The sequence below is a fragment of the Erythrobacter sp. HA7-11 genome (genome assembly GCF_055693605.1).
Genome location: NZ_JBVFUF010000002.1, coordinates 1,614,640 through 1,635,110 on the forward strand (window position 1 = coordinate 1,614,640; position 20,471 = coordinate 1,635,110).

The window sequence follows — 20,471 nt, forward strand, 5'->3', positions numbered from 1 at the left end:
AAGCGACCTGGCCCATATCATACCCAGCATTCCGTAGCTGCGTGGAAGGCATTGCGGAGAGCGGGTGCATTGCCTAAATGGCGCGCATGAACGATCTCGCCAATACGCCCGGCAAATCTCCAGAAGAGCGCCCAGCGCGCCAGCGCAAACCTGACTGGATCAGGGTCCGCGCGCCTGTGAGCGAAGGCTACCAGGAAACGCGCCGGATGATGCGCGAGCTCAATCTCAACACGGTGTGCGAAGAGGCCGCTTGCCCGAATATCGGCGAGTGCTGGAGCAAGAAGCATGCGACCGTGATGATTCTGGGCGATGTCTGCACGCGCGCTTGTGCGTTCTGCAACGTCAAGACGGGCATGCCCCGCGCAGTCGATCCGCTTGAGCCGGAACATACAGCGATTGCCGCGGCGAAGATGGGGCTAGAGCATATCGTCATCACCAGCGTTGACCGCGATGACCTTCCGGATGGTGGGGCAGGGCAATTCGTCAAAGTGATCGAGGCGCTTCGTCGGACTACTCCCGACACGACCATCGAGATCCTGACTCCTGATTTTCGCGGGAAGATGCGTCCGGTACGTGGAAGCGATTTGTGAAGCGGGACCAGACGTTTACAACCACAATCTAGAGACTGTACCGCGGCTTTACCCGACCATTCGTCCCGGCGCGCGCTACTACGCCTCATTGCGACTTCTCGAGGAAGTGAAGAGCCACAATCCGATGATCTTCACCAAGTCAGGCATCATGCTGGGGCTGGGTGAGGAGCGCCTCGAAGTGCATCAGGTGATGGATGATATGCGCAGCGCCGACATCGATTTCATCACAATGGGCCAATACCTTCAACCGACGCCGAAGCATGCGAAGGTCGAGGATTTCGTGACGCCCAAGGCTTTCAACGCTTATGGCTCAATCGCGCGGGCCAAAGGCTTCCTGCAAGTCGCCTCCAGCCCGCTGACGCGCTCGAGCTATCACGCAGGAGAGGATTTCGCGCAGATGAAGGCTGCGCGGGCCGAGAAGTTTGCAAAGCGCGATGCCGCTGCTCGCAAAACGGACACGCTCTCGATCTGATGCCCGGAATTCGCGAGACCCGAAAGCTACCATACAGCGCGGAACAGATGTTCGATCTGGTCGCCGATGTGGCACGCTATCGTGAGTTTCTGCCCTGGGTCATCGCAACGCGAGTCCGATCAGACAGCGAGACTGAGATGACCGCTGACATGGTGGTCGGGTTCAAGAGCTTGCGCGAAAGCTTCACCTCGCGCGTCCAAAAAGACCGGCCACGCTCAATCAAGGTTCACTACGTCGATGGACCGCTCAAAGACCTCGACAATGTGTGGACTTTCCGTCCAACCGAGGATGGCGGCTGCGAAATCGACTTTTGCGTCGATTTCACCTTCAAGAACCGCATGTTCGAGGCGCTTGCCGGCCAGTATTTCGACCGCGCCTTCCGCCGTATGGTCGAAGCATTCGAGCTTCGCGCAGCAGCGCTTTATGGCAGCAGTAATTCGAGCGCGACCAACGTCGCCTGATGGCGGATCGCCGCGCGGTCCTTCACATCGAAATGCTTTAGCTCACCTTCGGGCTCACCTGTTTCGTCGCGCATCGCTCGCGCAAACACCACCGTACCTACCGGCTTGAGCTGTGTCCCGCCACCGGGACCAGCCACCCCGCTGATCGCCACCGCGCAATCAGCGTTCGAATTTGCGAGTGCCCCTTGCGCCATCGCCCAGACACAAGCGATTGAGACCGCTCCGAATGTCTCGATTATATCCTGCGCTACGTCGAGCGCTTCCATCTTGGCCTCGTTCGAATAGGTCACAAAACCGCGGTCGAGCACCGCCGACGATCCGGGGATTTCGGTAAGAGCCGCAGCGACCAAGCCGCCAGTGCAGCTTTCTGCAAGCGCAAGCTTGCGACCTGCGGCCTTGTTCTCTTCGATCACCCGATCAGCAAGTTCGATGATATCTGAAGGGAGCAATCCGTTGGTCATTTCTTTTCCTTATTCGTACCGCGCAAAGTGCTACGATCGCTTGAGCGGCAATGCCTTCGCCGCGCCCGGTAAAGCCCAATCGCTCCGTGGTGGTGGCTTTGATGCTGATCGCACTTTCGTCGAGCCCTGTCATAGCGGCGACAACCTCTCTCATTGCTGAACGATGCGGGCCGATCTTGGGCGCCTCGCAAATAATCGTGCAATCGATATTGCCGAGCGCGTATCCTGCCTCGGCGGCGAGCTTGACGGCGTGTTCGAGAAATTGCGCCGAACGGGCTCCGGCCCATTGCGCATCGCTCGGTGGGAAATGCGTCCCGATATCGCCATCGCCGATTGCGCCGAGCACGGCGTCGGTGATGGCGTGGAGAGCAACATCAGCATCGCTGTGCCCTGAAAGGCCTTTGTCATGCGTCATCTGCACTCCGCAGAGCCACAATTCTTCACCTTCAACGAGACGATGCACATCAAAACCCTGTCCGATCCTGAATGGCGTTGTTCCTGCCTGCACAAAGTCCTCCGCGAATGTGAATTTTTTGAGCCGCTCGTCTCCGTCGACCAGAGCAATCGTGCCGCCACGCGCCATGAGAACCTGAGCGTCGTCTCCGGCTAGCCTGTCGCCTTCCCAAGCTCGATGGGCGGCAAGGATATCAGAGAAGCGGAAAGCTTGGGGAGTTTGCACACGCTTCAGCATCTCGCGATCCGCCGCGCCAGTCATGGTATTGTCGGAGCCCGCTACCGCAAGACTGTCGATGACGGGCAGAACCGGTATAGCGCCCGGGTACTCGCCGAGAGCCGCTAGCAGCCTTGCGATTACTTCATTCAGCAGGTCAGGTCTTGCCGCATCGTGGATCAGCACGCGCTCGGGGACGGTTGCTGTCATCGCCTCAAGCCCTGCACGAACTGAGGCTTGCCGCGTCGCACCACCGTGCACAAACGTGATGTTCTCGACACCAGACAATGCGTCGCTGGCCAATTGTTCAGTTCCCTCGGCCAGGACAACGACGATTTGGGTGGCACCGGCGTGGATCAGCGCCTCAACCGAGTGTGTCAGCAGCGGCTTTCCGCGCCACTCGCGGAATTGCTTCGGCAAGTCCCCACCAGCCCGCAGGCCCTTACCAGCGGCGACCACGATTGCGGCGAATGAGGGAAGGGAGGGCGAATTCGCCATAGTGAAAGCGCGCTTAGGGTCTGGACGCAGATTGTGCAATGCACTATGCGCTGCCCAAATTTTAGGCACTGCAACGAAAATGACTTCGCTTCCAAACCCTCCAGCCTGCAAGCCGATCGACATCGGGCCCGTGCGCATCGACAGCCCCGTGCTACTCGCGCCGATGACGGGTGTTACGGACATGCCGTTCCGCACGCTGGTGCGCCGCTATGGCTCGGGACTCAACGTGACAGAAATGATCGCGAGCCAAGCGGCTATTCGCGAAACGCGCCAGTCGATCCAGAAGGCTGCGTGGGACCCGATCGAAGAGCCCGTGTCGATGCAGCTCGTCGGCTGCGACCCGGAGAGCATGGGCGAGGCTGCCAAGCTCAACGAGGATCGCGGCGCTTCGATCATCGACATCAACTTTGGCTGCCCTGTGCGCAAAGTGACCAATGGCATGGCCGGCAGCGCGTTAATGCGCGAAGTTCCGCTTGCGACCAAGCTAATGGAAGCGACCGTGAAAGCGGTCAAAGTGCCGGTCACAGTCAAGATGCGGATGGGCTGGGACCATCAAAGCCTCAACGCACCGGAAATGGCGCGGATCGCAGAGGACCTCGGCGTCAAGATGATCACCGTGCACGGTACGCACACGCAACCAAATGTACAAGGGTAGCGCCGATTGGTCCTTCATCCGCAAGGTGAAGGAGGCCGTCTCGATTCCTGTCATTGTCAACGGAGATATTTGCGGCATCGAAGACGCGGCCAAGGCACTAGAGCAATCCGGCGCAGACGGCCTGATGATCGGACGCGGAGCCTATGGCAAGCCGTGGCTGCTCGGCCAGGTCATGCATTGGTGGCGGACCGGTGAGCAAATCGCCGCACCAAGCTTTGACGAGCAATATGAGACTCTTGTCGAGCATTATGAACGAATGCTCGATCATTATGGCCGCGATGTCGGGGCCAAGGTCGCGCGCAAGCACATCGGTTGGTACACCAAGGGAATGCACGGCTCAGCCGAGTTCAGGAACAAGGCCAATTTCATCGATGACCCGGAACAGGTCTTGGGCGAGATCGAGCGTTTCTACGAGCCTTTCCTGCGCCGCCGGGCGGCATGATCGTGGCGCAAGAGCGGCTGCAGCCGCGCGCTGAGAAACCCGATGCAGAGGCCCAAATCGGCGGCCTTCTCTTTGCGGTGGTTCTTGTCGATCCCGATGCGAATATCGCCGAGGTCAATCACGCCGCCGAAAACCTGCTCGGCCAAAGCTCCAAGAGGCTGGTCGGCAGATCTGTACATGATGTGGCAGAATTGCTCGATAAGCGTGTTTTCGAACGACTACGGACCTCGGAGGAAGCGGTGGTGGCCCGCGATGTTGCGCTTCGCATTGCCGGTGCTGAAAGGCGTTTGAACGTGACAATTTCGCCGCTCAGCAACCATCCGGGTTGGCGCGTGGTCACTCTATCAGAGAGTGCGCGCGACGACACGAGCGGCGATGACGACACGCGCGAGGGCATGTTGGGCGCACCTTCCATTCTCGCACACGAAATCAAGAACCCGCTCGCCGCAATCCGCGGAGCAGGGCAGCTCGCGGCGCGCAAATTGCCGCACGCCGACAAGTCACTAGCGCGTATGATCACTGACGAAGTGGACCGGATTGCGCGCCTTATCGATCGCATGCAGCAATTGGGCAGCACACAGAGCGAACCGCTAAGCCCTTGCAATCCGCACGAAGCGATCCGCGCCGCAATCGCTACAGTCCGCGCGGCGGGCGATGACGGCGTCGAATTCCACGAAGAGTTCGATCCATCCCTCCCGCCAGTGTACGCCAATCGTGATGCGCTGGAGCAAGTGCTGATCAACTTGCTGTCCAATGCGAGGGACGCCGCCCGTGCGAACGACGAGCCCTCAATAACCGTGCAGACCCGGTTTGTAAGCGGACTGGCATTTAACGCGATCCGATTGGGTCAGCGAGTGCGGCTGCCGATCGAGATTACAATCAGTGATAATGGTGATGGGGTCGACGAAGCCCTCCGCGAGCACGTCTTTGAACCCTTTGTGACCTCGAAGAAGTCTGGGCAGGGGCTGGGCCTTGCGCTGGTTCGCAAGCTGATGCGCGACATGAGCGGCAGAGTCAGTCACGAGCGCGATACAAAGGCCAATCTGACGCATTTTCGTTTGCATATGCGGGTTGCTGAAAAGGGAGCCGCGCAATGAGCGAGCGAATTCTCCTGGTCGAAGATGACAGCGCCATCGCGACTGTCATCACAGCGGCCCTCGAGGACGAAGGCTTCTCCATCGACCGCTGCGGCAGCATCGCTGACCGCAACCGCTTGCTCGATAATCACAGCTATGACCTGATGTTAACCGACGTCATGTTGGAGGATGGCGACGGATTGAGCGCGATGAGCGACGCCAAGGCTCGAGCGCCGGGAATGCCGATCATCGTGCTCTCTGCGCAAAATACGCTCGATACGGCGGTGCGCGCGAGCGACAATGAAGCGTTTGAATACTTCCCGAAACCATTTGACTTGGATGAGCTGGTCCAAGCCGTCAGACAGGGGGTAGGGCAGCGTCGCAAGACTCCAGCAGCGCCCGAGGCTGCAGACGACGGAATGCCATTGGTCGGACGCAGCCAGGCCATGCAAAGCGTCTACCGGATGATCACGCGGGTTCTGCGCAACGACCTGACAGTTCTGGTCACAGGCGAAAGCGGTACGGGCAAAGAGCTGGTCGCAGAGGCCATTCACGAGCTTGGGTCACGCCGCACCGGTCCGTTCGTGGCCGTCAATGCGGGCGCGATCCCAGCGGACCTCATCGAAAGCGAACTGTTCGGACACGAGAAAGGCGCATTCACTGGCGCGATCGCGCAAGCCATCGGCAAGTTTGAGCAGGCAAATGGCGGCACTCTGTTCCTCGATGAAATTGGCGACATGCCTGCCGAGGCTCAAACTCGTCTGCTGCGCGCGCTGCAATCAGGGCAAATCCGCAGGGTCGGCGGGCGGCAAGAGATTGCGGTCGACGTGCGGATCATCGCCGCCACCAATCGCGACCTGGCCCCGATGATCGCAGCAGGCCAATTCCGCGAAGATCTCTTCTACCGCCTCAATGTCGTGCCGATTGAGCTTCCGCCTTTGCGTGATCGGCGCGAGGATATCGACGTGCTCTCCCAGCATTTCCTCGCTCAAGCGGCGGAAGATGGTCTGCCGCGGCGGCAGCTCGCAAAGGATGCGATCGCCGTTCTCGAAGCGCGCAATTGGCGCGGCAATGTGCGCGAGCTGCGCAATGTCATCTACCGGCTCGCCCTGATGGCGCGCGATGACATGATCGACGCTTCGAGCCTCACCGATATCATCGGGAGCGAGAAAGCTCCGGGCGCAGATGGTGAACCCAGCGGATTTGCAGGCGCGCTCGACCAATGGCTTGCCGAGAATAATCCGCAGTTTGGCTCGGTTTATCACGCAGCGCTTGCAGCCTTTGAAAAGCCGCTGATTGAGCACGCGCTCGAGGAAACGAGCGGCAATCAGCTACGCGCATCAAAGCTTTTGGGCATCAATCGCAATACATTGCGTAAGCGAATAGCCGATCTTTCGATCAACCCTGATCGCTTCACAAGAACGGTTTAACGCAAGCGCAACACTCAACACTTGCATTTGAGCAACACCAGCGTTGTAAACCAGCAACGATGGAACAAGCGATTGCAACTTCTACGCAACGCTCACCGCGCTGGTGGCGGCGGTTCCTTGTCGCTTCGCGCAAAGCTAACATTTTTGTGTGGCTTGAATTGGCCTGCGCAATCACTTTGGTGGTCGCACTTTGGGCCACATGGTTTGCGTTTTCTAGCGCGCCGGAAGACGGCGAATTGTTGCCTAGCATGCAAGTGTCGATCCTGTTGATGGCGACGCTTGTACCAGCAATGGCTCTGCTGGTTCTGTTCGGACGACGAATGGCCTTGAAGCGCGCAGCGGGTAGCACCGCGCGGTTGCACGTCAGGCTTGTCTTTTTCTTCTCGATTATTGCTGCAATTCCGACGCTGCTTGTCGCCGGCTTCGCAGCGTTCTTGTTCCAATCGGGCGTGAATTTCTGGTTCAGCGACGATTCTCGCGGGCTGATGGAAAACGCAAACGAGCTGGCGCAAAACTATTACGACCAGAACCAGCGCAATGTTGAGCAGCAAACCGTCGCAATGGCGGGCGACATGCTCTTCATCCTTGAGCGGATTTCGATCGCGGATGAACGCTTTCCAGATCGCTATGCCTATCAGGCCCAGGCACGTGAAATCTCGGAAAGCGCGATATTGCAGCGCCTAGATGATGGCACATTGCGCACTGCCGCAATCATGAACCTGCGAGAAGATAACAGTCCGCTAGAGTTCAGTCAGGATGCCGTCTCGAGGCTCGATGCTGGCGAATTGGTGGTGGTACAGGGCAGCCCTGACAGGATCGCGGCGCTCGCCCCGATAGACAGCGAGAGCGGGGTATATCTTTACAACGCACGTACGCCGGAAGCTGCCTCATTCAACTATTGGGAAAAAGCACAGTCGGTCACATCCAGTTATGACGCGCTGACCCGCGACGCGAGATCTTTGCAATTGCGTTTCAACATGGCGCTCGTGGCCGTGAGCCTTCTCTTGGTCGGGCTCGCCATCTGGTTCGCTTTGCGCTTTGCTGACCGGCAGGTCGAACCGCTAACTGACTTGGTCGGAGCAGCGCGCAAGGTGGGGCAGGGCAACTTTGCACTGCGTGTTGAGGGCCGGACCGGAGCGGATGAGATCGGCTTGCTGAACCGTGCATTCAACAGGATGACCGCCCAGCTTGAGAAACAGACCGACGCCTTGGTCAATGCGAACCGGCAAATCGATGATCGTCGCATGTTTACCGAAGCGGTGCTCGAATCTGTCACCGCCGGCGTGATCTCCGTCGATGGAGAAAGCCGCGTCACCTTGATGAACAGCTCTGCGCAGGAACTGCTGGCGGGCGAAGATCAGACTGATTTGGTGGGAAGTTCGCTCGATCAACTTTCACCGGAGATTTGTTCGCTTGTTCAAACCGAGCAAGAGCGTGGGATCGTAACCCATGCCAAGGGAGCTGAATTGCTGACCCTTGCTGTCAAAATTGCGCCGCGAACCGATGGGCATGTGATCACTTTTGAAGACATCACGCGCCAGTTGCTCGACCAAAGGCAAGCTGCGTGGTCAGATGTCGCACGCCGGATCGCACACGAGATCAAAAATCCTCTCACGCCGATCCAGTTGGCAACCGAGCGCCTCAAGCGGCGTTATCGCAAACAGATAGACAGCGACGGAGAGCTGTTCGATGAATTGACCAGCACGATTGTCCGTCAAGTCGGCGATCTGCGTAAAATGGTCGACGAATTCTCATCGTTTGCGCGGCTGCCGAAACCTGTGTTCCGCAAAGAAGATGCGCTCGACTTGGTGCGCCAATCCCTGTTTCTGCAGGAAGTCGCGCATCCGCAAGTCAATTTCGCGCTGTCTTACGACGGCCTGGACCACGATGGCGAGCTTCAGAAAATCATCAATTGCGACCGTCATCAGCTCGGGCAAGCGATGACCAATGTGCTCAAAAACGCAGTTGAAGCTGTGGAAGCGCGCATCGTCGATGCCGAGCCCGATTTCCGCGGGGCGGTGTCTGTTGAGATGTCAGCGACAGACGACATGCTCACTATCGCCGTCGAAGATAACGGGATCGGCCTTCCGCAAGAGCGGGAACGGATCATAGAGCCCTACATGACGACCCGCGACAAGGGCACCGGCCTCGGCCTCGCGATCGTCAACAAGATTGTCGACGAGCATGGCGGTGACATGAGCTTTGCCGCTGCGGAAAGCGGCGGAACGCGGGTTGTCTTGCGGTTCGCACGCGAACCACAGCCCAAAGAGAGCGAGGCGGCATGACCAATCATAACCGCTCTATTGCCTATAATATTCAATACTTAAGATGCGTTGGGAGAGGCCAATAATGGCTATCGAAATCCTTGTAGTTGATGACGAACGCGACATTCGGGAGCTGGTTTCCGGCGTGCTGGGCGATGAAGGCTATGAATGCCAAACCGCTGCTGACAGCACTAGCGCTCTCAATGCGATCGACGAACGCCGCCCAAGCCTCGTTCTGCTCGATGTGTGGCTGCACGGGAGCGAGATGGACGGGCTCGAACTGCTTGATGAGATCAAGATGCGGGAGCCCGACCTTCCCGTGATCATCTTCTCTGGCCACGGGAACATCGACACTGCTGTCTCGGCGGTCAGTCGCGGGGCGATGGACTTTATCGAAAAGCCGTTTGAGGCGGAACGACTGCTCCTATTGGTTGAGCGCGCGACCGAGACAGAGCGGCTTCGCCGCGAGAACTCACGGCTCCGCGAAGGAACGGTGGAGGGCGCCGAATTCACGGGTAATTCCTCAGCCATCAACACCGTGCGCGCGACACTAAAAAGAGTCGCCAATACGGGAAGCCGCGTTCTGATCACCGGGCCGGCAGGAGCTGGCAAAGAGGTTGCCGCGCGATTGCTGCACGCATGGAGTCCTCGGGCGGAAAATGCCTTCGTCACTGTGAATTCAGCCCGCATCACCGCTGACCGGTTTGAACAGGAATTGTTCGGTGAGGAATCCGACGGCAAACAAGTTCGCCCCGGGCTGCTTGAGCTCGCTGATGGCGGCACTCTGTTTCTCGATGAAATTGCCGATATGCCAATGGCGACCCAGGCACGGATCCTGCGTGTCCTGACAGAGCAGAGCTTTGTAAGGGTAGGGGGCACCCGCCAGATCGGTGTCGATGTTCGGGTTGTTTCGTCATCCTCCCGCGATCTTGCGCTTGAAATGGAAGAAAAGCGGTTTCGCGAAGACCTGTTCTATCGCCTAAATGTTGTGCCGGTTACAATCCCGTCTTTGTCCGAGCGTCGAGATGATATTCCTGCACTTACCCAGCATTTCTTCGCTCGATATTCGACCGATCAAGGAATTCCGGCTCCAGAGATTTCAGAAGAGGCCATGGGCGCGCTGCAGGCCTATGATTGGCCCGGCAACGTCCGTCAGCTTAGGAACGTGGTCGAACGGACAATCATCATGACACCGCGCGAAAAGCTGAAGACGGTCGTTCCGGACATGCTTCCATCAGAGATAACCGGCAGCGATTTTTCCGCCTCTGGGCAAGGGTTCTCTGCCATGATGGGCGCCCCGTTGCGAGAAGCGCGCGAATGCTTTGAGCGTGAGTATCTCACAGTCCAAATCAGACGTTTCTCCGGCAACATTTCCAAGACCGCGACCTTCATCGGGATGGAACGGTCAGCGCTTCATCGCAAATTAAAATTGTTGGGAATGGCCGAGCGGCGTGAATCGGCTCGAAAAGGCTAAGTCTTTTTCAGGCGATTTTATCAATATTCCCCGCCTGTCGCCGCACTGACACAAAACTTGCACACAAATCAGTCATTGCTCGCAGACGCAGCAAAGGCCATATATGACGCATGGTATCAAGGCGGGTGGGCTGTCTTGGGCCTGATCGCGGACCCTAAAAAGGGCCGCCAAGAATGACTGGAGCATCATCAATGTCCGAAGGGCGAACACTCTCCCCCCGCGCGCCCAGCGAGCCGTCTGCCACTGAAACAGATTCCCCGATCAAGCAGACCAATTTGCAAGACGCGTTTCTTAACCTGCTGCGTAAGAACAAGGTCCCGGTGACAATGTTCCTCGTCAAAGGCGTCAAGCTGCAGGGTATTGTCACGTGGTTTGACAACTTTTCGATCCTGCTCCGGCGCGATGGGCAATCGCAGCTAGTCTACAAGCACGCGATCTCAACAATTATGCCCGGTCAAGACATCGATGCCGAGCAATTCCAAATTCGCGCTGGCAGCAAGAAACAGCGACTACTGCAGGACGTATTCCTCAACCGTGTTAGCGAGAGCGAGGTGCAAGTCACCATGTTCCTCGTAAACGGTGTCATGCTTCAGGGACGCATCGCGTCATACGATCTGTTCTGCATGCTGCTCGAGCGCGAAGGGGCAGTGCAGCTAGCCTATAAACATGCCGTCTCCACGATCCAGCCCAGCGGCCCTGTCGATCTGAGCGAGCACGGCGACGAGGACTGACACTGAGTTTCGACGATGACTTGCAGGATGAGGTGACCCGCGGTGCGCGGGCCTTGATCCTATGCCCGGATATCAGGACGCTGCGCTATGATCTGGACGCAGCAGAGCGCCTAGACGAAGCGCAAGGCCTCGCTCTGGCCATCGGTGTTGTCATTGCGCACTCGGAAATCCTCACTATTCGTCAAATGCAGCCGAACACTTTATTCGGTTCGGGGCAGGTCGAAAACATCAAGGTGTGGTGCGAACAGCACGAGGCTGAGCTGATCATCGTGGATGGCGCGCTTACGCCGCTCCAGCAGCGCAACCTTGAAGACAAGTTAAAGCGCAAAGTTATTGATCGCACTGGGTTAATTCTCGAAATCTTCGGAGAACGCGCGGCAACAGCTGAAGGGCGCTTGCAGGTCGAACTCGCGCATCTCGATTATCAACAAAGTCGCCTTGTGCGCAGTTGGACCCACCTAGAGCGGCAGCGCGGCGGCTTCGGCTTTCTCGGCGGCCCGGGTGAGACCCAAATCGAGGCCGATCGACGCATGATCCGTCAGCGGATGGGCCGTTTGCGCCGCGAGCTTGAACAAGTGCGTAAAACCCGGCAGTTGCATCGCGATCGCAGGGGAAGGGCACCGTGGCCAGTCATCGCACTCGTCGGCTACACCAACGCAGGAAAATCAACACTTTTCAATCGCTTGACCGGTGCAGAGGTGATGGCAGAAGACCTGCTCTTTGCCACGCTAGATCCCACAATGCGCGCGATTAGCATGCCCGGTGTTGAAAAGGCCATTCTGTCGGACACGGTGGGGTTCATCTCTGATCTTCCAACGCAGCTCGTCGCGGCATTCCGAGCCACTTTGGAAGAGGTAACAGGCGCCGACATCATTCTGCATGTGCGCGATATGGCGAATGCCGCGCACAGCGCTCAAAAAAAGCAGGTTATGCAGGTCCTTGGTGATCTGGACGTGGTCGACCCTGAAACGGGTGCAAGCGACATTCCGATCCTCGAAGTTTGGAACAAGATTGATCTGACCGATTCGGAGCGCGCCTACGAACTACGCTCCCAGGCCGAAGCTGACCCGACTTGCGCGGCCATTTCGGCCATGACGGGCGAAGGCCTGGACGATCTGCTGGCGCTGGTTGCAGATACGCTCACGCAGAAAGCGCGCGAGATTACGGTTACTCTGCCAGCGAGTGACGGTACGGCGCATCGCTTGGCTTCACGCGCATGGCGACGTGCTGGACGAGAATGATGCCGGCGAGGGAGAGGAGGGGCCCTTGCGGCAACTCACCGTTCGGCTCAATCCGAAAGAGTTTGGCCAGTACGAAACGCTGTAGGGCGCGCTATGCGCCCTTTTCTCTCGATTTCACTTGCTGCCAGGCCGCTTCTTTGTCATCCAGAGAAAGTTCGGCGAATATGCCGCCGCTCATGTCTTCCATCGCACGGAAGCGCTTTTCAAACTTCGCATTGGCTGAGCGCAGCGCATCCTCCGCACTGATGCCGTGCGCTCGCACGTAATTGACCGCCGCGAAAAGCAGGTCGCCAGCCTCTTCGACCTTCTCAGCGCCCGAAGAAGCAGCTTCAAGCTCCTGTATTTCTTCGTAAACTTTGGCTGCGGGGCCAGCGGTGTCGGGCCAGTCAAAGCCGATCCGTGCGGCCCGTTTTTGGAGCTTTTGCGCCCGCATCAAGGCTGGCAGGGCCAGCGCAACACCATCCATGGCGCTTGTCGAGCCTTTTTTGCTGCGTTCGGCTTCCTTCAGGTTCTCCCAGCGCGTTTCGCCCATCGACCCGCCTTCATCGCCGAATATGTGCGGGTGACGCGCTTCCATCTTGTCAGAGATTGCCTTCGCGACGTCTTCGAAGCTGAATTCATCGGCTTCGGCAGCCATTTGAGCATGAAACACGACTTGAAGCAGCAGATCACCAAGTTCGTCCTTTAGTTCAGCCATGTCGCCGCGAGCGATCGCGTCTGCAACCTCATAGGCTTCTTCGATCGTGTACGGCGCAATCGTCTCAAAGCTTTGCGCGACATCCCATTCGCAACCGGTTTTTGGATCGCGCAAACGCGCCATGATTCTGAGCAGGCGATCGATCTGCGATGATTGGAGCGCTGATGACGATGGGGGAGCCTGGTTCACCTCGGGCACTTCCTGTAATATAAGATTGATAATATATATTATGTTAAGTTGGCTCACAGCCTGAATTAGCGCTCATGGCTCTATCACCAGCCCATCATAGCCCACCACCACGTGATCTGGCGTCTCCTCGACCAATGTCTGGTAGTCCATGCTCTTGTCGAGATGGCTCAGCACGAGACGTTTTGCTCCGCATTTCTCCGCAAGCTCCAATGCCATCGCCAAATTCGCATGGGTTGGATGCGGTTCGCGCCGCAAACAATCGCTGACCAAAATGTCCACGTCCTCGAATGTTTCAATCATCTCGTCTGAAATCGCGCTGAAGTCTGTCGCGTAGACAATCGATTTGCCATCCGCCTCAAAACGATAACCAGTCGTTTCGCCTGGACCATGCTCCATCTGACACCAATCGACACCGAAACCTGCAGCCATGCGAAGATTCTCGAGCGTCTCAAGTTTCGCAATCGTCGGATAACCTTCCTGTCCTGCAAAAACATAGCCGAAGCGTTTGCGGAGCTGCCGCGCTGTATCCTCGCCCGCATATCCCGGGATCGGCCCGCCGCGCCCATATCGCATGACGCGCAGGTCATCGATGCCGTGGCAATGATCCGCATGATCATGCGTCCAGAATACAGCGTCAACCTTGTCGATTTTGTTGGCGAGCATTTGCGCGCGCAAATCGGTGGAGGTGTCGACCAGGATGCGTGAGCCGTCATTGCTTTCGACTATGATTGAAACACGCGTGCGGCGGTTTTTCGGCTCATTTGGGTCGCAATCGCCCCAATCATCACCGATGCGCGGTACGCCGGTCGACGTACCCGAACCCAGCATGATCAGCTTCACAAAGCTGCCTTGCTGAACAAGCGTTTGAAGTTTGCAGTGGTTTGTTCAGCCAGCTTCGCCGGATCTTCACCGCGCAACTCGGCCACGAAACGGGCGGTATCAGCCGTGTATGCCGGTTCGCATGGCTTGCCACGGTGCGGCACGGGCGCAAGAAAAGGACTGTCGGTTTCAACCAGGAGCCGGTCCGCTGGAACCGTCTTAGCGACCTCCTGCAAGTCCTTGGCATTCTTGAATGTTACGATGCCCGAAAGCGAGATCGACAGGCCGAGACCGAGCACTTTCTCGCCAAACTCCGCCGAGGCGGTAAAACAGTGGATCAGCGCCGGGAAAGCCCCTTCCCCAACTCGTCTTCGAGGATTGCCAACGTATCTTCTTCGGCATCGCGCGTATGGATGATCACCGGCAATTGCACTTCGCGCGCGACATCGATGTGCAAGCGAAACAGGCGTTGCTGCGTCTTGCGGTCAGAATGCTCGTAGTAATAGTCGAGCCCGGTTTCACCGATTCCAATGACATTGGGATTGTCAGTTGCGGCCAACAAATCGCCGCGCGTAAGGTCGGCGTGCTTATCCGCTTCATGCGGGTGAATTCCGACGCTGGCGAACACATCACCTTCACGACTTGCCGTGCCAACGACCTGATCCCATTCACTTTTCTTGGTAGATATATTGAGAAACGCGCCGATGCCAGCCTCGCGAGCGCGGGCCAGAACACCCTGCTGATCCTCGATCACGCCCTTATATTCCAAGTGGCAATGGCTATCGACGAGCATCACTCGGCTTCCTCTTCCACAGGCAGTTCGAGCCGGGGGAATGCACCTTGGGGTTTCTCCAATTTAAAGCCGCTATCGATCAATCGCTGAAACCATCCGTGCTCTTCGATTGCTGCAAAATCCCGCTCGTTAGCCGGTATCCCCATCTGATCGAGAAGGTTGTCGGTTGCCGTTGGACAAACAGGACGGAGCGCGATTGCAAGTGTTCGGACGGCTCGGAACAACGTCATGAGAACAGCTGCCATTCGTTCAGGATCGGATTTTCGTAGAACCCAAGGAGCTTGTTCATCTACGTATTGGTTGCAAGCAAAAACTGCCGCCATCCAGCGCTCAAGGCCAACACTAAAGTTCAAACCTTCAAACTGCTCACGCAGGGATTGTGCGCCGGCAAAGACTGAAAGCATCAAACCGCTGTCAACTCCGATCGTGGTTCCTTCGACGCCTGACGCTTCCTCGTCCACATACGGCGAGAGCACACCATCCAAATTCTTGTGAATCATGGAGAGCGTGCGCTGCGCTAAGTTACCAAAACTGTTGGCCAATTCTGCGTTCGTGCGCTCGACAATAGCCTGCGGCGAATAGCTGCCATCTTTCCCAAACGCCACTTCGCGCATGAGGAAATAGCGCATGGCATCGACGCCAAATTGCTCGGCCAAGGCCAACGGATCAACCACATTGCCCGCGCTTTTGCTCATCTTCTCGCCGCCGCGTGCGAGCAGAAACCCATGCCCGAACACCTGCTTGGGCAAAGCCAGATCCGCGCTCATCAGAAACGCGGGCCAATAGATCGTGTGAAAGCGCACGATATCCTTGCCGATCAAATGCAAATCAGCAGGCCAGAATTTGCGCATATTCTCGGTATCGTCAGGATAGCCCAAACCGGTGAGGTAATTGGTCAGTGCATCGACCCAGACATACATGACGTGATCGTCACTGCCCGGCACCTTCACGCCCCAGTCGAAACTGGTGCGGCTGACCGAGAGATCGCGTAAGCCACCTTCGACAAAGGCGATCATTTCGTTGCGGCGGCTCGTAGGCTCCAAAAAGCCCGGAGTTTTCAGCAATTCGAGCAGCCTATCCTGATACTTTGACAGTCGGAAGAACCAGCTTTCCTCCACCGTCCATTCGACCGGCGTGCCTTGCGGTGAGAGTTTCTCACCTCCCTCGCCGGTGACGAGCTCGCTTTCGTCATAATAGGCTTCATCGCGGACCGAGTACCAACCTTCATAACGGTCAAGGTAGAGGTCGCCTTTGGCCTCCATCGCCCGCCAGATCGCTTGGCTGGCTCGGTGATGGTCTTCCTCAACCGTCCGGATGAATCGGTCATATTTGACGTTAAGCGCGTCGCACATGTCCTGGAAATAGCCCGCCATTTCATCGGCCAAATCGCGCGCAGTGCGACCCTGTTCTTCGGCTTTTCGCGCCATTTTTAGGCCGTGCTCGTCGGTTCCAGTCTGGAAGCGTACGTCGCGCCCCTGCATGCGCTGGAATCGCGCGATTACGTCGGCAGCAATTGCCTCATAGGCGTGGCCGATATGCGGTCGGCCATTGGGATAGCTGATCGCGGTGGTGATGTAATAGGGAGAAGTATCGAGGTCAGACATTTGCCCGAGCGCTAGCGGGAGCCGCCGCGACAAGCAAGGTTCCGATCTCCATCGCCAGCAATCCGGCATCGAAATTGAAGGTTGGCGCTTGGCCTGCGAGCGCGACCAATTCGCCATGCGCCTCAATCAACGCGAGCCTTTGCGCTGGCTCGGCCGTGCGCGCTGCTTGCGCTGTGATAGCTTGGGCGAGTTCGAGCACGGCTTGCAGTCGCTCGCGATCTGGTCTGCCGCCGATCAGCTTGGCGAGTTCGCCTCGATGGGTGAACCTTGGGTCGCCCTCACGCAGTAATTGGCTTATCGCAGTGGCAATTGGAGCGAGATCCTGATCAATAAATCGCAAGGCAGCTCCATATGAACCTCCGCTGGCGAGCCGCGCGGCTTCAATCGCAGCCGGATTGCTCTCCCCGCCCTGCTCGCTGAGCATCTGCGCGATCTGGCGGGTGCCCAGCACCGGAAAGCGCAGCACCCGGCAACGCGAACGGATGGTCGGCAGCAAGCGCGATGGCCGATGCGTTACCAGAAGGAAGAACGTGCCTTCGGGGGGCTCTTCGAGGCTTTTGAGCACAGCGTTAGACGCCGATGTCTCCATATCGTCGGCAGGATCAATGATGATGGCGCGGCGCGAACCGAGCGTCGGCCGCGTCGTCAGCCGTTTCTGCATCGCGCGGATCTGTGCGACCGAGATATTGCGCTTCGTCTGGTAGGGCTTGCCCTCGTCGCGCTTCTTCTCTTCCTTGTCGTCCTTGGGAAGATGCGTGAGCGTTAGAATGTCCGGGTGATCGCCAGCGGGCTGTGGCACGCCTTCCTCGGCGACCAATTCGCGCGCGGCAACCTGCGCAAAATCATGTTTGCCGAGACCGCTTTTGCCCGCCAAAATCCACCCGTGATGCATGCGGCTGCCCGCCATCGCATCGCGCCATTGCCTCCAAGGACCATCGTGATTGGGCCAATTCATGCTGGCGCGTCCAATAGCGGGTCTAACGCGGCCATGATGCGCGCGTGAACTTCCTCTAGCGACCCGTCGCCATCGATCACCGCAAAGCCATCAGGATCGCGTTCGGCAAATGCGCGGAAAGCAGCCGCGACCGCCGCATGGTAGGCGCTGTCGCGCCCTCCAATGGCATCGCTTTCATCACCATCACGCTCAGCGAGCCGTGCTTGGACACGCCCATCGTCAACCTCGATCAGGATTGTGAGGTCAGGCCGCAATCCACCGCTGCCGATCGCGTGGAGTGTCTGCACTGCGTCATCGCCGATATGCCCTGCCCCGCCCTGATAGGCGCGACTTGAGTCGACAAATCTGTCGCAGATGACCCAAGCACCGCGTGCGATGCCTGGACGGATAACGCGAGCCACATGATCGGCGCGCGCGGCGGCGAACAACAGCGCCTCAGCCTCTGCACCCCAGCCCTCGCCAGGTGGATTGAGCAGCAATTCGCGGATCGCCTCTGCGCCCGGTGTCCCGCCAGGCTCGCGCGATTCCACAACCTCCAATCCGCGCGCTCTTAGTGCCTCTGCCAGCAAACGGCCCTGCGTGGACTTGCCAGCCCCCTCCCCGCCTTCAAGCGCAATGAAACGACCGGACCGCGCGCTCATGAAACCCACCCGGCAAAACCGTTCACCAAGCGATCAAACTGATTGGCTTGGTCGACGGTCTGGCCCGCGAGCAGAGGGACGCTCGCAGGCGGCATTCCGTCGACCTCGATGCGAAGCTCGGCCACACGGTCCCCCTCAGCGAAGGGCGCGCGCAAGGGACCATCATAGGCAATCGACATGGTCACTTCGCCGCTGCTCCCTTCGGGTATGGCAACGAAGACAGAGCGATCCGTTACAAGGTCGATTTTACGGGTCGATCCGCCTTGCACGCGGGCGGTGCCAACGACATCTGCCTCGTTGAACACGCGCCGAGCATCAAAAGCGCTAAAGCCCCATTCGAGATATTCGCGTGACAAACGCGCGCGTTCAGCCTGCGTGCGAGCCCCGGCAATCACCATCACCAGCCGCCGGCCATTTCGCTTTGCCGTGCCAAGAAAGCCAAAACCGGATTCGTTGGTGTAGCCAGTCTTGATACCGTCGGCCCCTTCGACGCGCCCGGTAATCGGATCTTTGTTGGCCTGCGTAATGTCGTTGTAGCGAAACTCGCGCTGCCCGACGTAATTGGCAAACTTCACTGGATGCTTCGCGATCATCGTATCGCCCAGGGTCACCAGATCACGCGCTGTCGTGAAAGTCTTACCTTCATCGGGCCAACCATTAGGCGTGCCGAAGCGGCTGTTGGTCATGCCGATCGACAGCGCTTTGTCGTTCATCGCCGCAGTCCACGCTTCGACCGATCCGGAATATCCCTCGGCCAGCACAATCGAGCCATCATTAGCAGAGACAGTCGTGATCCCGCGCAGCAGATCATCGACTCGGACGTTGGCATCAGCAGGCAGCCACATGGTAGAGCCCTGCCCGTTCCATTCCTGCCAGGTGTCGAACTTGACCCGCATCAATTGCTTGGGATCGAGCAGCCCCTCCCCCATCAATTCAAAGGCGAGAAACGTCGTCATCGCCTTTGTCATCGATGCAGGTACGAACCTGCGATCAGGATTGCGAGAATGTAGAACTTGACCGGATGACACATCGACCAGTAGCGCAATGGGCGCTTCGGCGTCAGTCGGCACGCCATCGGGCAGAGTATTCTGCGCCTTCACAGCGACACTCGACGCTGCAAGAGCGAGTGCAGCTCCGCCTGTCCAACCGATCCTGTTCGCGAAAATCCTCACGCGCGCAGCTATAGCCGGTGCAATTTCCCTTGGCGAGGCAGGCTAGCGGCTTAGTTCACTATCTCGTCAGCAAGCAGGCCGACGCTCATCGCGTAGTAGTTCGAGCAGTTATACTCGAGGATGACCCGGTAATTGCCGGTGAGCAGCCAAGCAGGCCGCCCCGGTCCGTCTGGCTGGAACAACGAGACAAGCGTGTCATCGGCGATTACGCGTTGCGGTCGCACTCCGAGCTCACGCCATTCGCGAACCGTCTTCCATTGGCTGTGTCGTTCATGCACGCGCGGGCAAACGGGAGCGCGCAGTTCGGTCTTGTAGGCGTCGACGTTAAAGCCTGAGGGCACGGAGGCGCGCACGCCCCAAGGCTGGCCTGTGCGCCAGCCTGCGTCTTTGAAGTAATTTGCAATCGAAGCGAATGTGTCAGCGCGATTGGTGAAAATATTGGCCCGGCCATCGCCATCGCCATCCTCGGCCAAGCGCAAATACACCGACGGCAGAAACTGCGGATTACCGAACGCTCCGGCATAGCTGCCCACAAGCTGATCGCGCGAATATCCCTTGTCGGCGACCTTCATCAGAGCGACCCATTCGCCAGAGAACAATTCGCGGCGGCGGCCTTCCCAAGCGAGCGTTGCAAGGCTTCGCGAAAGGTCAAAATTTCCGCGGATCCGGCCATAGCTTGTCTCATGGCCGAAGATCGCGACGATGACCTCAGGCGGAACACCGTATTCGGCCGAGATACGGCGAAGAGTCGAGCGGTTTTGCGCGTAAACATTGCGCCCGCCAGCGATACGCGTGCTGTTTACATGGGTTGCAATATAAGGTGCCATTGCCGGGTAACCGCGCCGCGTCGGGCTGCCTGGCTGACCACGGTCCAGCCATATTACGCGATCATTGGGTGTAAGGCCGAAGGTCATCCGTCGTATTGTCGCCTCGCTCACACCTTCAGCACGTGCACGAGATTTAAGCGTTTCCATAAACGCATCAAAGGATTGCTGGCTGCTCGCCGTCTGCTGCGCCAAAGCAGGGCTCGGAACAGATGGGCTACCCAAAGCCGCGAATACAGCGGCGGCGACAAGTGCGATGCGATTTGATGCCATGACTTGCTTCATCACACAGCGAACATGAATTGCCAATTA

General features: G+C 58.1%; 15 protein-coding genes and 4 pseudogenes. 9 read left to right on the forward strand and 10 right to left on the reverse strand.

The window, feature by feature from the left end; genetic code table 11:
* Positions 1–86: 86 nt before the first annotated feature.
* Together lipA and ACZ1GU_RS08345 are read left to right on the forward strand one after the other, a co-directional pair.
* Positions 87–1,062, forward strand: a pseudogene (gene lipA / locus ACZ1GU_RS08340) (lipoyl synthase).
* Positions 1,062–1,523, forward strand: coding sequence for a type II toxin-antitoxin system RatA family toxin (locus ACZ1GU_RS08345; RefSeq protein ID WP_472647559.1), 462 nt, complete (start codon positions 1,062–1,064; stop codon positions 1,521–1,523). Before lipA ends, ACZ1GU_RS08345 begins: the two are co-directional and overlap by 1 nt.
* On the opposite strand, the gene ACZ1GU_RS08350 is transcribed toward ACZ1GU_RS08345, so the two are convergent.
* Positions 1,484–1,984 carry a CinA family protein gene (locus ACZ1GU_RS08350; protein ID WP_472647560.1) on the reverse strand — a complete coding sequence of 167 codons (501 nt, stop codon included), beginning with the start codon at positions 1,982–1,984 and terminating at the stop codon, positions 1,484–1,486. The two genes, ACZ1GU_RS08345 and ACZ1GU_RS08350, sit on opposite strands and share 40 nt — an antisense overlap.
* Positions 1,941–3,152: a bifunctional 2-C-methyl-D-erythritol 4-phosphate cytidylyltransferase/2-C-methyl-D-erythritol 2,4-cyclodiphosphate synthase gene (locus ACZ1GU_RS08355; RefSeq protein ID WP_472647561.1), complete on the reverse strand. Its 1,212-nt coding sequence runs from the start codon at positions 3,150–3,152 to the stop codon at positions 1,941–1,943. The genes ACZ1GU_RS08350 and ACZ1GU_RS08355 overlap by 44 nt, the downstream gene beginning before the upstream one ends.
* Before the next feature lie 79 nt (positions 3,153–3,231).
* Here ACZ1GU_RS08355 and dusB point away from each other — a divergent pair.
* The 7 genes and pseudogenes from dusB (at position 3,232) to hflX (ending at position 12,550) form a co-directional block, all read left to right on the forward strand.
* A pseudogene (gene dusB, locus ACZ1GU_RS08360) lies at positions 3,232–4,249 on the forward strand (tRNA dihydrouridine synthase DusB).
* Positions 4,246–5,346: a two-component system sensor histidine kinase NtrB gene (locus ACZ1GU_RS08365; protein ID WP_472647562.1), complete on the forward strand. Its 1,101-nt coding sequence runs from the start codon at positions 4,246–4,248 to the stop codon at positions 5,344–5,346. Before dusB ends, ACZ1GU_RS08365 begins: the two are co-directional and overlap by 4 nt.
* A complete protein-coding gene (locus ACZ1GU_RS08370) occupies positions 5,343–6,755 on the forward strand; it encodes a sigma-54-dependent transcriptional regulator (RefSeq protein WP_472647563.1) in 1,413 nt (470 codons plus the stop codon). The genes ACZ1GU_RS08365 and ACZ1GU_RS08370 overlap by 4 nt, the downstream gene beginning before the upstream one ends.
* A gap of 59 nt (positions 6,756–6,814) precedes the next feature.
* On the forward strand, positions 6,815–9,040 hold the full coding sequence (locus ACZ1GU_RS08375) for a sensor histidine kinase (protein WP_472647564.1): 2,226 nt from the start codon (positions 6,815–6,817) through the stop codon (positions 9,038–9,040).
* 64 nt (positions 9,041–9,104) lie between these two features.
* Positions 9,105–10,493 (forward strand): nitrogen assimilation response regulator NtrX, encoded by a 1,389-nt coding sequence (ntrX, locus tag ACZ1GU_RS08380; RefSeq protein WP_472647565.1) that lies wholly within the window; start codon positions 9,105–9,107, stop codon positions 10,491–10,493.
* A gap of 191 nt (positions 10,494–10,684) precedes the next feature.
* Entirely contained in the window at positions 10,685–11,224 is a 540-nt protein-coding gene (gene hfq, locus ACZ1GU_RS08385) for an RNA chaperone Hfq (protein WP_472648738.1), read from the forward strand.
* A 32-nt stretch (positions 11,225–11,256) separates the two neighbouring features.
* Positions 11,257–12,550 (forward strand): annotated as a pseudogene (gene hflX, locus ACZ1GU_RS08390) (GTPase HflX).
* A gap of 6 nt (positions 12,551–12,556) precedes the next feature.
* Here the strand turns inward: hflX and mazG are convergent.
* From mazG to ACZ1GU_RS08430, 8 genes and pseudogenes are all read right to left on the reverse strand, one after another.
* Entirely contained in the window at positions 12,557–13,351 is a 795-nt protein-coding gene (gene mazG, locus ACZ1GU_RS08395; RefSeq protein ID WP_472647566.1) for a nucleoside triphosphate pyrophosphohydrolase, read from the reverse strand.
* A 72-nt stretch (positions 13,352–13,423) separates the two neighbouring features.
* On the reverse strand, positions 13,424–14,191 hold the full coding sequence (locus tag ACZ1GU_RS08400; protein WP_472647567.1) for an MBL fold metallo-hydrolase: 768 nt from the start codon (positions 14,189–14,191) through the stop codon (positions 13,424–13,426).
* A pseudogene (locus tag ACZ1GU_RS08405) lies at positions 14,188–14,963 on the reverse strand (TatD family hydrolase). The gene ACZ1GU_RS08400 and the pseudogene ACZ1GU_RS08405 overlap by 4 nt, the downstream one beginning before the upstream one ends.
* Positions 14,963–16,567 carry a methionine--tRNA ligase gene (gene metG, locus ACZ1GU_RS08410; RefSeq protein ID WP_472647568.1) on the reverse strand — a complete coding sequence of 535 codons (1,605 nt, stop codon included), beginning with the start codon at positions 16,565–16,567 and terminating at the stop codon, positions 14,963–14,965. The pseudogene ACZ1GU_RS08405 and the gene metG overlap by 1 nt, the downstream one beginning before the upstream one ends.
* The gene (locus ACZ1GU_RS08415; protein WP_472647569.1) at positions 16,560–17,522 is read right to left on the reverse strand and encodes a DNA polymerase III subunit delta'; all 963 of its coding nucleotides are present in this window, start codon (positions 17,520–17,522) and stop codon (positions 16,560–16,562) included. The genes metG and ACZ1GU_RS08415 overlap by 8 nt, the downstream gene beginning before the upstream one ends.
* Positions 17,519–18,163 (reverse strand): dTMP kinase, encoded by a 645-nt coding sequence (gene tmk / locus ACZ1GU_RS08420; RefSeq protein ID WP_472647570.1) that lies wholly within the window; start codon positions 18,161–18,163, stop codon positions 17,519–17,521. The genes ACZ1GU_RS08415 and tmk overlap by 4 nt, the downstream gene beginning before the upstream one ends.
* On the reverse strand, positions 18,160–19,335 hold the full coding sequence (locus ACZ1GU_RS08425) for a D-alanyl-D-alanine carboxypeptidase family protein (RefSeq protein WP_472647572.1): 1,176 nt from the start codon (positions 19,333–19,335) through the stop codon (positions 18,160–18,162). Before ACZ1GU_RS08425 ends, tmk begins: the two co-directional genes overlap by 4 nt.
* A gap of 50 nt (positions 19,336–19,385) precedes the next feature.
* Positions 19,386–20,432 (reverse strand): lytic murein transglycosylase, encoded by a 1,047-nt coding sequence (locus ACZ1GU_RS08430; protein WP_472647574.1) that lies wholly within the window; start codon positions 20,430–20,432, stop codon positions 19,386–19,388.
* Positions 20,433–20,471 lie beyond the last annotated feature (39 nt).